We start from the raw sequence: 12,850 nt of genomic DNA on the forward strand, positions 1-12,850 counted from the left end.
GCAGCGATGCTCGGGGCTTTCTCTTTCCCAGGGCCTAATAACCTAGAGCCCTTTTATTAAGCGTGCTCCGCCTGAATAGCCGTAAGCGCGATGGTATAAACGATATCGTCTACCAATGCACCACGAGACAGGTCGTTAACTGGCTTGCGCATGCCCTGAAGCATTGGACCGATAGATACAAGGTCAGCAGAACGCTGTACAGCTTTGTACGTAGTGTTACCTGTGTTCAGGTCTGGGAATACGAATACTGTCGCTTTACCTGCTACAGGAGAGTTTGGTGCTTTTGAAGCAGCAACGTTTTCCATGATAGCGGCGTCGTACTGCAGAGGACCGTCGATAACAAGATCAGGACGCTTCTCTTTTGCGATTGCTGTTGCTTCACGTACTTTCTCAACGTCTGCACCCTTACCAGATTCACCGGTAGAGTAAGAGATCATTGCAACGCGTGGGTCAACACCAAATGCTGTTGCAGAATCAGCAGACTGGATAGCGATTTCTGCAAGCTGCTCAGCAGTTGGATCCGGGTTGATTGCACAGTCACCGTATACCAGTACCTGGTCAGGCAGAAGCATGAAGAATACAGAAGATACGATAGATGCATCAGGTGCAGTCTTGATGATCTGGAACGGAGGAACGATGGTGTTCGCCGTTGTGTGAACAGCACCAGAAACCAGACCGTCAACTTCGTTGTTCTCAAGCATCATTGTGCCCAGGAACACAGAGTCTTCCAGTTTTTCACGGGCAACGACTTCAGTCATGCCTTTCTTAGCGCGAAGCTCTACAAGGCGTGCAACGTAGTTTTCACGTACCGCTTCAGAGTCGATGATTTCAACGCCAGCGCCAAGAGTTACGCCCTGCTGCTCTGCAACGCGACGGATTTCGTCAGGGTTACCAAGAAGCACACACGTTGCGATACCGCGCTCAGCACAGATAGCCGCAGCCTTAACTGTACGAGGCTCATCACCTTCAGGAAGGATGATGCGCTTACCTGCTTTACGGGCAAGCTCAGTTAGCTGGTAACGGAATGCTGGTGGGCTCAGACGGCGGATACCTTCAGTACCTTCAGTCAGAGAGTCGATCCATGGACCGTCAATGTGACCGGCAACGTGGTCGTTTACATATTCGATACGCTCTTTATCGTCTGCCGGTACTTCAAGGCTGAAGCTCTGCAGGTTAAGAGAAGTCTGCCATGTGTTGCCATTAACCTTAAAGATTGGAAGACCGGTTGTGTCTACGGCACGCTGACAAAGCTTAGCAATCTCTTCTGGCATATCGTAGTCGCCGGTCAGAAGCATTGCACCGATTTCTACTCCGTTCATTGCAGCCAGAGAGGCAGCAACGATAACGTCAGGACGGTCTGCTGAAGTTACCAGCAGTGAGCCCGGACGGAAGTGCTCAACCATGTTTGGCAGAGAACGTGCACAGAAAGTGATGCTCTTGATACGACGAGTGTTCATCTCACCTTCGCTGATGATTTCAGCGTTAAGGTGCTTAGCCATATCGATTGCACGAGTTGCAATCAGGTCGATGCTCCATGGCACGCAGCCAAGAACACGGACAGGGCTTGTGTTGATGATCTCCATTGTCTTCACGTCAGCCTGCTGGGCTGCGTCAGAGTCATCAAAGATTTCAGATAGATCAGGACGGGTACGGCCTGCTTCATCCACTGGTGCATTCAGTTTGTTGATGATTACACCACAGATGTTTTTGTTCTTAGAACCACCGTAGTTAGAAACGGCTAGTTCAATACGCTCGCGAAGCTGGCTTGCGTTGTAAGTACCAGGCGTTGCAACAAATACAATCTCAGCGCCCAGCGTCTTAGCCACTTCTTCGTTCACCTGGTTAGCGAACGGATGCTTACGGGTAGGAACAAGACCTTCGATCAGCGTAACATCAGCATCGTTTACCTGGTTGTAACGTGCAACGATTGATTCAAGCAGCACATCCATCTTCTCGGCACCAAGCAGAGATTCTGCTTCCTGCATCGGAGTTGGTTTTGCTGTTTTAATATCGCTGTTTGCTTCAATGATAGTTGAAGTCAGGTCAGGTGTGTTACCACCGTGACGAGGCTGTGCGATTGGTTTAAGGAAAGAAACACTTACACCTTTGCGCTCCATTGCGCGAATAACACCTAAGCTAACACTGGTTAATCCGACACCAGCGCTAATAGGTACAAGCATAATAGTACGGGACATTTGTAGAGTACCTTTGACGATTCAAAAAACGGCTCACGAGGGGAAAAATGAGCCCCAATACAAAACTGGCTAACTTTCGTTAGCCAGTTAATTCTTATTCTTTACAGACCTGCAAGTTTTGCAGTGTCTTCAGCGATGACCAGCTCTTCGTTAGTAGAGATAACCATTGCAGGGATGCGGCTGTCAGCAGTTGTGATAACGCCTTCACCACCGAAGCGTGCTTTCAGGTTAGCTTCGCCGTCAACTTCAATGCCGAATACGCCAAGACGGTTAAGAACCATTTCACGGATAGGGCCAGAGTTTTCACCGATACCACCAGTGAATACGATAGCGTCAAGACGGCCTTCAAGAGTTGCAGTGTAACCAGCAACGTATTTAGCCAGACGGTGACAGAACACGTCCATTGCGCGTGTTGCTTCTTCTTTCTCGCCGTAGTTGTCTTCAACGAAACGACAGTCAGAAGTCACCTGAGTAAGACCTTGCAGGCCAGACTCTTTAGTCAGCATAGTGTTGATTTTCTCAACAGAGTAACCAAGCGCGTCGTGCATGTGGAAGATGATAGCCGGGTCGATGTCACCACAACGAGTACCCATTACCAGACCTTCAAGCGGAGTCAGACCCATAGAAGTGTCTACAGACTTACCGTTTTTGATTGCACAAACAGATGCACCGTTACCCAGGTGACAGTTGATGATGTTCAGTTCATCAGCTGATTTGCCCAGACGCTCTGCTGCTTCGCGAGCGATAAACAGGTGAGAAGTACCGTGCATGCCGTAGCGACGGATGCCGTGCTCTTTGTATAGATCGTATGGAAGTGCGTACAGGAACGCTTCTTCTGGCATAGTCTGGTGGTAAGCGGTATCGAATACTGCAGACATTGGCAGACCCGGGAACGCTTTTTGAGCTGCTTTAATACCAACGATTGCAGCAGGGTTGTGAAGAGGTGCAAGAGTTGCACAGTCTTCGATACCTTTAACTACAGCATCATCGATAAGAACAGACTGAGTAAACTTCTCACCGCCGTGTACTACGCGGTGACCGATCGCTTTAAGCTGCTCAGAAAGCTCTGGCTTAGAAGCAAGAATAGTTTCAACGATGAAAGAAAGTGCTTCATCGTGTGCAGCGCCTTCACCAAGTTGCGCTTCGTGCTTGCCATCAAGTTTCCACTTGATACGTGCTTCAGGAAGGTGAAGACACTCAGCAAGGCCTGTTAGATGCTCGTCGCCATTTTCTGCGTCAACGATAGCGAATTTAAGCGAAGAACTACCGCAGTTTAAAACTAAAACTAGCTTAGACATGGTTGATTACCTGTTAATCGTCTGAATAAGGGTGAAAATCTATTTCAGGAGCAGTTGACATTGGTTATATATAGTCAGCTTCCTGGTCAAACAAACCCGATTATCCTTAATATTTAGAATTGTGAACACGATACCGCGCTCACATTTGCAATCCTTGCATTGAACATCATAAATTTGCCTATATGGTATATAAGGTCAACAATGATATTGAGGGCTCGCAAAGGATAACGATAATGCCCCAATATAACAAAATAAAATTGAAGATTTATTAACGTTGGTCAAATTTTTGCAGTTTTAGTTGAACGTTTCAACTTTTTTTGAGTGAGTGAGGTAACAATGAGTGCAAACACGGGACTTGTCCATAATTTTAGGGATGGACAAAAATATATGGATGTTTGGCCTCTGCGAAAGGAGTTGTCTCCGATTTTCCCCGAGAACCGAATAATCAAAGCAACTAAATTTGGCATCAAGGTGATGCCCGCAGTAGCAGCAATCAGTATCCTCATTCAGATGAGTTTCCAGAATTATCAGGCAATGCCACAGGCCATCGTCGTCGCATTGTTTGCCATCAGTCTCCCTCTGCAGGGAATGTGGTGGTTAGGAAGCCGTTCAAACACCAAACTCCCCCCGGCACTGGCAGGCTGGTACCGGGAACTACACCAGAAAATTACGGAATCGGGTTATGCGCTTGAACCGGTAAAATCCAATCCAAGGTATAAAGAACTGGCAAATATTCTTAATCGAGCGTTCAGGCAGTTGGACCGGAGTGCGTTGGAGAGGTGGTTTTAGTATTCTGGTCTATGGGGGCGGGCTCCGCCCTCGAGGGTTATAAGGCTATAGGGAAAAGCGGAATAAAATGCTTGACTTGGATTATGGCAAGGACACAATCTTGCATAACCCCATAACCCCATAACCCCATAACCCCATAACCCCATAACCCCATAACCCCATAACCCCATAACCCCATAACCCCATAACCCCATAACCCCATAACCCCATAACCCCATAACCCCATAACCCCATAACCCCATAACCCCATAACCCCATAACCCCATAACCCCATAACCCCATAACCCCATAACCCCATAACCCCATAACCCCATAACCCCATAACCCCATAGCTCCCACTTTTCATCAATCTCATCAATAATTCCAAAATCCCCCTTCCATTCTGTACTAGTTTACGGTACAACTGTGGGCTAATACGTAAAGAAAAACGTACAAACCAAGAATAATATTTTTTCAAACACAGCATTGAAACAAGAAAATTGCAAATCAAGGAGTCAAGATGAAAGCAAGCCGTATTATTGCAACTGCTGCTCTGGCAGGTGTTGCTCTGATGTCATCAACTGGTGTAATTGCAAAAACTGCAAAAGTTGCAGTCTCTCAGATCGTGGAACATCCGGCGCTGGATGCGACGCGTAATGGCCTTCTGGATGGTCTGAAAGCAAAGGGATATGTACAGGGTGAGAACCTGGATTTTGATTTTAAAACAGCGCAGGGTAACCCGGCGATTGCAGTACAGATTGCTCGTCAGTATGTAGGTGAGCGTCCGGATGTACTGGTTGGTATCGCGACTCCGACAGCTCAGGCGCTGGTATCTGCAACCCGTGATATCCCGGTTGTATTTACAGCGGTAACGGACCCTGTTGGCGCGAAACTGGTTTCTAATAATGAAAAACCAGGCAAAAACGTAACAGGTCTTTCTGACCTTTCACCGGTTGTTCAGCACGTTGAGCTGATGAAAGAGATGCTTCCTGGCCTTAAAACTATCGGTGTGGTTTACAACCCGGGTGAAGCGAACTCTGTTAGCCTTCTGACTCTGCTTCGTGACGCAACTAAAGCACAGGGTATTGAGCTTGTAGAGTCTACTGCTCTGACGACTTCTGCTGTACAGAGTGCGACTCAGGCGATTTCTGCTGAATCTGATGTGCTTTACGCGATGATCGATAACACAGTTGCCAGTGCGATTGAAGGTATGACGATTGCTGCAAACCAGGCTAAGAAGCCGGTTTTTGCTGCAACAACAACTTATATTGAAGCGGGTTCTATTGCAGCGCTTGGCTTTGATTACTACCAAATCGGTGTTCAGACTGCAGATTATGTCGCTGATATCCTGGATGGTAAAAACCCGGGTGATATTCCTGTACGTGTAGCTAAAGGTTCAGATCTTGTTGTAAACAAGACTGTTGCTGACAAGCTTGGAATCACCATTCCTCAGTCAATACTTGATCGCGCAACAGAGATTAAGTAGTTAAAAACAGATTGCTGTCTGATAAAAATTAGTCAGTTATAAACTGTTGTCATTCCCGTGCATACGGGGATTCAAGTCCCGGATAATTGCTCAGGCAGTGTCCGGGATGACAGTTTTAATAGGACTGACAGTATAAACGACAGTAAATAAGCCAATAGCTGTTATTGGTTTTATTAAGCAGAGAAGGAGTAAGTGTAAGTATGTCTGCTTTTGCATTTTTTGGTGCTCTTGAAATAGGGTTAATTTATGGTCTGGTTGCATTGGGCGTTTACTTAACGTTCCGGGTTCTGGATTTTCCTGATCTTACGGTGGACGGTAGTTTCCCAATGGGCGCGGCAGTTGCTGCGACAGCTATCGTTGCAGGTGTTGACCCCTGGGTTGCGACAGTGATGGCGGTGATTGCAGCGTCAATTACTGGTTGGGTAACGGCATTCCTTGCGGTGAAATGTGGCATTTTGCATCTTCTGGCGTCCATTTTGACCATGATCGCTGCGTTCTCAATCAATATCCGCATCATGGGCAGACCAAATATTGCACTGCTTGGTTCAGATACCATCCTTACTCCGTTTGAAGCCATGGGCGACTCTATGTACGTCCGACCTCTGGTGGTTGGTGTACTTGTTCTGCTTTCTGCCTGGTTTGTTATCCGTCTTCTGAACAGTGATTTTGGCCTTGGCCTTCGTGCAACCGGTGTGAACTCCCGCATGGTAAAAGCACAGGGCGGCGGTGTTGCCTTTTACACTTATTTTGCCCTTGCGCTGTCTAACGGTTTTGTTGGTTTTGCCGGTGCCCTGTTTGCTCAGACAAACAGCTTTGCCGATGTGACTTCCGGTACAGGTACCATTGTTGTGGGTCTTGCTGCGGTGATTCTTGGTCAGACTCTTATTCCTGGCAGAAAGATCTGGGTTGCAGTGACGGCGGTAATTGTGGGTTCGGTTCTGTACCGCCTGGCAGTTGCCTTTGCACTGAGCACCGGCATGTTTGGCCTTCAGGCGTCTGACCTGAACCTTGTTACGGCTGTGCTGGTAGCAGTGGCTCTGATTGCGCCAAAGCTAAAAGGAAACATGCAGGCAAAAAAGGGCGGTAAGCCCGCTGAGAATAAAGCAGGATCTAAGCAGGCGAAAAATTCAGGAGAAGTAGCATGATTTATTTAGAAGACATTCAGGTTACTTTTAACCCTGGAACAATTCTTGAGAACAAAGCGCTGAGAGGTATTAACCTTGAGGTGCCTGAACATCAGTTTCTGACGGTTATCGGCTCAAACGGTGCCGGTAAGTCAACGCTGCTTGGTGCAGTGACCGGTGAGACGCCAATGGTGGGCGGTCATGTCCGTATCGACGATATGGATGTAACCAAGCTGCCGGTTCACAAACGTGCCAGTCAGTGCGCACGGGTATTCCAGGATCCGCTGGCGGGTACCTGTGGTGATCTGACTATCGAAGAGAACATGGCTCTGGCTTATATGCGTGGTAAAAAACGTGGCTGGGCTCATTCACTGTCATCAAAACGCAGAAAGCTATTCCAGGAGCGCATCAGTATTCTTGGTCTGGGGCTGGAAGATCGTCTGAGTGATAATATCGGTCTGCTGTCCGGTGGCCAGCGTCAGGCGGTAAGTCTGGTAATGGCGACGCTTTCAGACAGCAAGCTTCTGCTTCTGGATGAGCACACGGCGGCGCTTGACCCTCGTATGGCGGCATTCGTAATCGATTTGACCAAAACCATCGTTAAAGAGTTCAACCTGACGGTGATGATGGTAACGCACTCAATGAAAGATGCACTGGCCGTAGGTGACCGCACTGTAATGCTTCACCAGGGCCAGATCGTTCTGGATGTTGCAGGTGAGCAGAGAGCCAATATGGGCGTGCCGGATCTGCTGGAAATGTTCAGCAAGGTGCGTGGCGAAGAACTGGCAGACGACAGTCTTCTGCTGGGTTAACTCCTCCCCCCTGTCTCATCCCTCTAAGTGTGATCCTCCTTACTTTTAAGGGGGATTTTTTTCGTTCTCAATTCCCATAAAATCAAGCGATAAAATCACAAAATCTATTGATAAAAGAGGCAATTATGCACACGCCCTTTGCTGCCCACGCACAGACCAGAAACGGACTCACTTTTGATGGCGACTATTTTGAGGTAATTCTGAAAACCGAATCTTTGCCATTTGATAAGGTACAACTCAGGCACGAGCCCGATAACGAAGAGTACCTGATTGATATGCAGGAGTGCGGCAGGGAAGGGAAGCTGGTGTTGTGGAAGGCCAGATTCCGAAAGAACCGCGATATTGATGTGACTCACTATCTGTTCAAACTGGCTCTGGGGCAGCAGCAATACTGGCTTGATGCCCGTGGTATTCAGAAGCGGATGCCGGGAAGGGAATATCACTTTAAATTTAATGTTGCTCAACAGCCGCCGGAGTGGGTATCTGAGCAGGTGTTCTACCAGATCTTCCCCGAGCGTTTTTGCAACGGAAACCCGGATATCAGCCCGGAAACCAAAATGGTTACGCTTGGTGAACGTAGCTATCAGCAGGTGGCTAAGCCCTGGGGAGCAGAAACCGGAAGCTATGATAAATCGGCCAGTTGTGAGTTTTATGGCGGAGATCTGGCAGGCGTTGAGCAGAAGCTGGATTATCTTCAGGAGCTTGGTGTAACGGCGCTCTACCTTAATCCTGTTTTTTCATCGCACAGTAACCATAAGTATGACACCGATGACTACTTCACCATTGATCCCCACTTTGGCACTAACGAAGAGTTTGCTGAGCTGAGTAAAAATGTTCACGACCGCGAAATGAGGCTGATTCTGGATGCTGTGGTTAACCATACATCGGTTAATCACAAGTGGTTCGATATAAGTGATATTTATGGTGATGGCGCTTATCACCACACTAACTCTCCTTGTCGGGATTTTTACTTTTTTGAGGAAAACTCAAATAACTACATAGGCTGGAAGGAAATTGGCACGCTTCCGGTTTTAAACTTCAGCAATCCTAAGCTGAGAGAGCAGATCTATTCAGGAGAAGATTCCGTTCTGCGTCACTGGCTGAAGCCGCCATATAACATTGATGGCTGGCGTTTTGATGTTATCCATATGCTGGGCGAAGGTGAGGGGGCGAAAAACAACGCACATTACGTGCGGGAATTTCGTAAAACCTGCAAAGAGGAAAACCCTGACTCCTACGTATTAGGCGAACATTTCTTTGAGGCGACTCAGTGGCTTCAGGGTGATCAGGAAGACGGCGCGATGAACTATTACGGCTTTGCTCATCCGGTCTGGTCACTGCTGGCAAACAAAGATATTTCTCATGCTCCCGTTACCCTGTCAGTTTCTGAATTCGTTAACTGGCTTCAGGAAAGTAAGGCAAAGGTCCCGTGGCTGAATCAGCTTAGTCAGTTAAATCAGCTAGATAGCCATGATACTAACCGTTTTCTGACTTTGCTCAATGGCAACACAGATAAAATGAAGTTCGCGGCTTATTTGCTTTTTACCTATGTGGGTGTGCCATGCATCTATTACGGTACCGAAGTGGGTATGGAGGGTGGTGCAGATCCGGACAATCGCCGCTGTTTCCCTTGGGAACGGGTTGAGAATAGCGACTTGCTGCCGTTTTTCAAAAGTTTGGTCAGGATGAGAACGTCATCGCCTGAATTACAGCGTGGTTCTTTTACCCTGCTGGACTTTTCAGATGATTACCTGGCCTTCTCACGGGAGCTGGATAACGTGAGGACTGTGATTGCATTGAGCCTGACCCCTCAGACGGTAGATATTCCTGTATGGAAATCGGGCCTGGTGAACGAAGGGGGAAGTTCGCTGATCACTGCGGAAAAAATGACATGTACTGACGGCGTTATCTCGCTCAAGCTTGGTATGTCAGAACCTCAGGTTATACGTTTTAAACTCTAGACGCTGTAATAACTGCACCTTATTCAGAATATTTCCCCGGGTTGCTCCCTGCTTCCCGGGCAAGAATAAGGATAATAAAGTGACTCTACTTAAAGTGCGGTCCATAAGTGCAAAATTTATTCTATTTGTGCCCGCTTTTTTTGCGCTGGCTGTAATTGTCATGCTGATAACGAATCATATTGAGCGCATTCAGGCTGATATGCTGGAAGAGGGAGTTAAGCTCAGAAAAGACCTGGTTCGTTCAGTAAAAGTTCTGACTGCACTGGAATATGGTATCTCTGCGCAGCTCTCTTCTTACTCAGATATTGGTATCCAGCATCAGTCTGAAATTAGCAATGGGTTATGCCGGTTGTGGCCTCTGAATAACCGGGTAACCGATACCGCCGATATTGTATTCGCGCCAGCAGTAGAGCTGGATTATATGTTTCTGGGTGCTGAATCCATGTGCCGGAAGGGGTCGGTTCTGCATAGTCAGGCAACGCAAAAGCTGGCCCTTGCTCCAATGCTTTCCTTTCTTCATGATTTGGATAATGTGATTGCTGCTGTGCATTTTATCTCTGCTGATGGTTATGTTATTACCTCTCCGGAAAAGGTGGCACGCCGGATGGAGCAGCACCTGGTTCTTGGTGCCACTCAACTGCCGTTCTGGAAAGAGACTGCGGCAAACAGAGGAAGTCTGTCGGTAACAGGCCCTGCATACAGAAGCAGCATAGGGGAAGAGGTGCTTTCACTTTCCAGTCCGGTAATTAAAGGCGGCAAGCTCCGGGGGGAAGTCATTGTCGATATTTCAGTAAACCAGCTGGTTAATATTACCGATGAGGCGCAGAGCAGTTACCGGCTTATCAACACCTACACGACGCCGCTCCCGGCAGATGCTTACTTTGTTCAGGATATTCAGATTAAGGGCGTTGATTTTACCCATACACTCTTTTACCAGTTTGATACCTGGCAGGATGCCATCAGGTTTGTTATCAAAGAGCGGGTTAATCTTCTGATTGTTCTGGCGTTGTATGTCTTTGCGGTTACCGGTCTTTTTTATCTGAAAAGCCTGATTGAGAGGCGCTATTTTAAGGACTTAGCGGAGCGGGATCCCATGACCGGGGTATTTAACCGCCGCGGGCTGGAAATGCACATCAGGCAGCCGTCTAAGTACAAATACATCGCCCTGGGTGTTTATGATATCGATGACTTTAAAAAAATTAACGATAACTACGGGCATGATAAAGGGGATGAAGTACTCTGCTTTGTGGCAAACAAGATAGGTGACAGTATCAGGGACAGTGATGCGGTTGCCCGGTTTGGCGGTGAAGAGTTTGTGGTTTATCTGCTTGGTGATAACAAAGAGGGGATGACCCGGGTACTAAAGCGGGTACGAGAGGTGGTTGAGGAGTGTGCCAGCGAGATCCTGGATAGCGGGTTTACCATATCCGGCGGTATTTCCATTACACTTGCCGACGATAAGGTTGGTTTTGAAACCCAGTTTAAGGATGCGGATGCCAAGCTTTATGTAGCAAAAACATCCGGCAAGAATCAGGTTATTGTATAGCGGCTTCTTGAAAGCTCTGGATCTGGCTGACAATAGGATCCGCTTTTTTAAAGGTGCGGATGGACTTAAACAGTTCATCTGCTTCCTGGTATTCATTTTTCAGGTATCTGAGCCATTGTTTTACCCTGTTCGGATAGTAAAGCCCCTTATCCCCTTTCATCTCGTATTTTGAGTAGCTAAGCAGTAAACTCAGCACTTCACTCCAGCCCATAGGCTGGTGATCATACTTAACCATATTGCCGAGGTTAGGGATGTTAAAGGCGCCTCTGCACACCATCAGAGAATCGATTTCAGAGGCTTTGATGCAGTCCTGACCGTCCTGATAGCCCCAGATCTCGCCGTTGGCGATAAGAGGTACTGAAGTCTTCGCCTTTATCTGGCTGATGTAATCCCACTTAATCTCTTTTGCTTTATAGCCACCGGTTTTGGTTCTGGCATGAATGGTTATTTCACTGGCCCCGGCGGTTTCAATGGCGTTGACGATTTCAAAGCAGTCTTCCGGATTGTCCCAGCCCAGACGGATTTTGGCGGATACAGGAACAGAATCGTCCACGGCTTCCCGGCAGGCTTTTACGATTTGGTGGATAAGTTCTGGAGTCTGAAGCAGGGCAGCGCCACCACGGTTCTTATTTACCGTTTTTGCCGGACAGCCGAAGTTCAGATCGATCCCCTTTGCACCCAGCGTGGCTGCACGCACGGCATTTTCTGCCATCCAGTCAGGATCCTGACCGAGAAGTTGCAGATAGACGGGAGTACCGGATTTAGTTACCGACCCATGCTTAAGCTCAGGGCAGAGTTTGGTAAAAACATGGTCAGGGAGCAGTTGGTCCACAACGCGGACAAACTCTGTAACGCACAGATCGTAGTCGTTGATATCCGTCAGGATTTCACGCATCAGATGGTCCAGAACGCCCTCCATAGGGCCTAAAACTACTCGCATTGGTTAATATTTCTCACATTTAAACCGGGAGGCGAATTGTAGGGGGAGTTGATAAAAAAGTCACTTTAAAAATATAATGCCGCTATCAGAATTTACAGAGTCGTTTATATGGAACTTATAACATTGCCAGAAGCGTGGCAGGGTGAATCCGCTTACTTTCTTGAAGGAGCTGTGCTTGCTTCTAACTGCGCAGTTAAACCGCTGGAGCCGGAATCCTGGTGTCAACTGGCAGGCCTGGACTCAGGAGAGGCTTCAGAAATGCTGGTTCCTCACATTAATAAGCAGCATAACCTGCTGCAAAGAGCGGAATATAAGGTGCTTAGCGATTTAGATGCTGAGCCTCTGGCGGACCTGGCAGAAGGCTTTATGACAGTGTGGCCTGTGGTTGAGCAGCAATATCAGGAGATTGAACTGGGTGATGGCACCCTAAGAATGCTACAGGCACTGCTGACCACCTTTATGCTGGCAATTGATGAAGAAGCAACCCGCAGTCAGATGATGGCATCAGGCGTAGAAGAGCCACCAAAGCTTTCTGAACTAAAACCACAACTGGACTTTATGGTTAATGAAGTGTCCCATGCTGCCGATGAGCATATGGCCGGAGCAAAATCACAGGCGCTGAACCCGTATAAAAATGTGGGAAGAAATGACCCTTGCCCTTGCGAAAGTGGCAAAAAGTTTAAGCAGTGTTGCGGTAAGTAACCTGGATGTACTAGGTAT

Annotated in this window: 11 protein-coding genes; 7 read left to right on the top strand and 4 right to left on the bottom strand. The window is 47.8% G+C overall.

From position 1 onward, the window contains the following. Positions 1-56 precede the first annotated feature (56 nt). Both pta and L3Q72_RS04345 read right to left on the bottom strand, forming a co-directional pair. Positions 57-2,195: a phosphate acetyltransferase gene (gene pta / locus L3Q72_RS04340; RefSeq protein ID WP_275131445.1), complete on the bottom strand. Its 2,139-nt coding sequence runs from the start codon at positions 2,193-2,195 to the stop codon at positions 57-59. Positions 2,196-2,296: 101 nt separating this feature from the next. Then, positions 2,297-3,493 (bottom strand): acetate kinase, encoded by a 1,197-nt coding sequence (locus L3Q72_RS04345; protein ID WP_275131446.1) that lies wholly within the window; start codon positions 3,491-3,493, stop codon positions 2,297-2,299. A gap of 336 nt (positions 3,494-3,829) precedes the next feature. Between L3Q72_RS04345 and yfbV the strand changes: the two genes are divergently transcribed. Then, positions 3,830-4,282, top strand: a complete 453-nt coding sequence (gene yfbV / locus L3Q72_RS04350; RefSeq protein ID WP_275131447.1) for a terminus macrodomain insulation protein YfbV — start codon at positions 3,830-3,832, stop codon at positions 4,280-4,282. Positions 4,283-4,319: 37 nt separating this feature from the next. On the opposite strand, the gene L3Q72_RS04355 is transcribed toward yfbV, so the two are convergent. Continuing rightward, positions 4,320-4,649 (bottom strand): hypothetical protein, encoded by a 330-nt coding sequence (locus L3Q72_RS04355; RefSeq protein ID WP_275131448.1) that lies wholly within the window; start codon positions 4,647-4,649, stop codon positions 4,320-4,322. A 132-nt stretch (positions 4,650-4,781) separates the two neighbouring features. Between L3Q72_RS04355 and L3Q72_RS04360 the strand changes: the two genes are divergently transcribed. From L3Q72_RS04360 to L3Q72_RS04380, 5 genes are all read left to right on the top strand, one after another. Then, on the top strand, positions 4,782-5,747 hold the full coding sequence (locus L3Q72_RS04360; protein WP_275131449.1) for an ABC transporter substrate-binding protein: 966 nt from the start codon (positions 4,782-4,784) through the stop codon (positions 5,745-5,747). A 200-nt stretch (positions 5,748-5,947) separates the two neighbouring features. Continuing rightward, the gene (locus L3Q72_RS04365) at positions 5,948-6,892 is read left to right on the top strand and encodes an ABC transporter permease (protein WP_275131450.1); all 945 of its coding nucleotides are present in this window, start codon (positions 5,948-5,950) and stop codon (positions 6,890-6,892) included. Beyond that, positions 6,889-7,683, top strand: a complete 795-nt coding sequence (locus L3Q72_RS04370) for an ABC transporter ATP-binding protein (RefSeq protein ID WP_275131451.1) — start codon at positions 6,889-6,891, stop codon at positions 7,681-7,683. Before L3Q72_RS04365 ends, L3Q72_RS04370 begins: the two co-directional genes overlap by 4 nt. A 107-nt stretch (positions 7,684-7,790) precedes the next feature. After that, on the top strand, positions 7,791-9,644 hold the full coding sequence (gene malZ / locus L3Q72_RS04375) for a maltodextrin glucosidase (protein WP_275131452.1): 1,854 nt from the start codon (positions 7,791-7,793) through the stop codon (positions 9,642-9,644). 160 nt (positions 9,645-9,804) lie between these two features. After that, positions 9,805-11,190, top strand: coding sequence for a sensor domain-containing diguanylate cyclase (locus L3Q72_RS04380; RefSeq protein ID WP_275131453.1), 1,386 nt, complete (start codon positions 9,805-9,807; stop codon positions 11,188-11,190). Here the strand turns inward: L3Q72_RS04380 and dusC are convergent. Continuing rightward, entirely contained in the window at positions 11,180-12,130 is a 951-nt protein-coding gene (gene dusC, locus L3Q72_RS04385; protein WP_275131454.1) for a tRNA dihydrouridine(16) synthase DusC, read from the bottom strand. The two genes, L3Q72_RS04380 and dusC, sit on opposite strands and share 11 nt — an antisense overlap. A gap of 108 nt (positions 12,131-12,238) precedes the next feature. Here dusC and L3Q72_RS04390 point away from each other — a divergent pair, with 108 nt between their 5' ends. After that, complete coding sequence (locus tag L3Q72_RS04390) at positions 12,239-12,832, top strand: SEC-C metal-binding domain-containing protein (RefSeq protein WP_275131455.1); 594 nt, start codon at positions 12,239-12,241, stop codon at positions 12,830-12,832. Positions 12,833-12,850 lie beyond the last annotated feature (18 nt).

Origin of the sequence: Vibrio sp. JC009, assembly GCF_029016485.1 — a bacterium.
GTDB lineage: Bacteria > Pseudomonadota > Gammaproteobacteria > Enterobacterales > Vibrionaceae > Vibrio.

Bases quoted from the DNA above. Each gene is read 5' to 3' on its own strand.
- L3Q72_RS04360 (WP_275131449.1), top strand. From the start codon at position 4,782: ATGAAAGCAAGCCGTATTATTGCAACTGCTGCTCTGGCAGGTGTTGCT.
- L3Q72_RS04380 (WP_275131453.1), top strand. From the start codon at position 9,805: ATGCTGATAACGAATCATATTGAGCGCATTCAGGCTGATATGCTGGAA.
- yfbV (WP_275131447.1), top strand. From the start codon at position 3,830: ATGAGTGCAAACACGGGACTTGTCCATAATTTTAGGGATGGACAAAAA.
- pta (WP_275131445.1), bottom strand. From the start codon at position 2,195: ATGTCCCGTACTATTATGCTTGTACCTATTAGCGCTGGTGTCGGATTA.
- L3Q72_RS04365 (WP_275131450.1), top strand. From the start codon at position 5,948: ATGTCTGCTTTTGCATTTTTTGGTGCTCTTGAAATAGGGTTAATTTAT.
- dusC (WP_275131454.1), bottom strand. From the start codon at position 12,130: ATGCGAGTAGTTTTAGGCCCTATGGAGGGCGTTCTGGACCATCTGATG.
- L3Q72_RS04390 (WP_275131455.1), top strand. From the start codon at position 12,239: ATGGAACTTATAACATTGCCAGAAGCGTGGCAGGGTGAATCCGCTTAC.
- L3Q72_RS04345 (WP_275131446.1), bottom strand. From the start codon at position 3,493: ATGTCTAAGCTAGTTTTAGTTTTAAACTGCGGTAGTTCTTCGCTTAAA.
- L3Q72_RS04370 (WP_275131451.1), top strand. From the start codon at position 6,889: ATGATTTATTTAGAAGACATTCAGGTTACTTTTAACCCTGGAACAATT.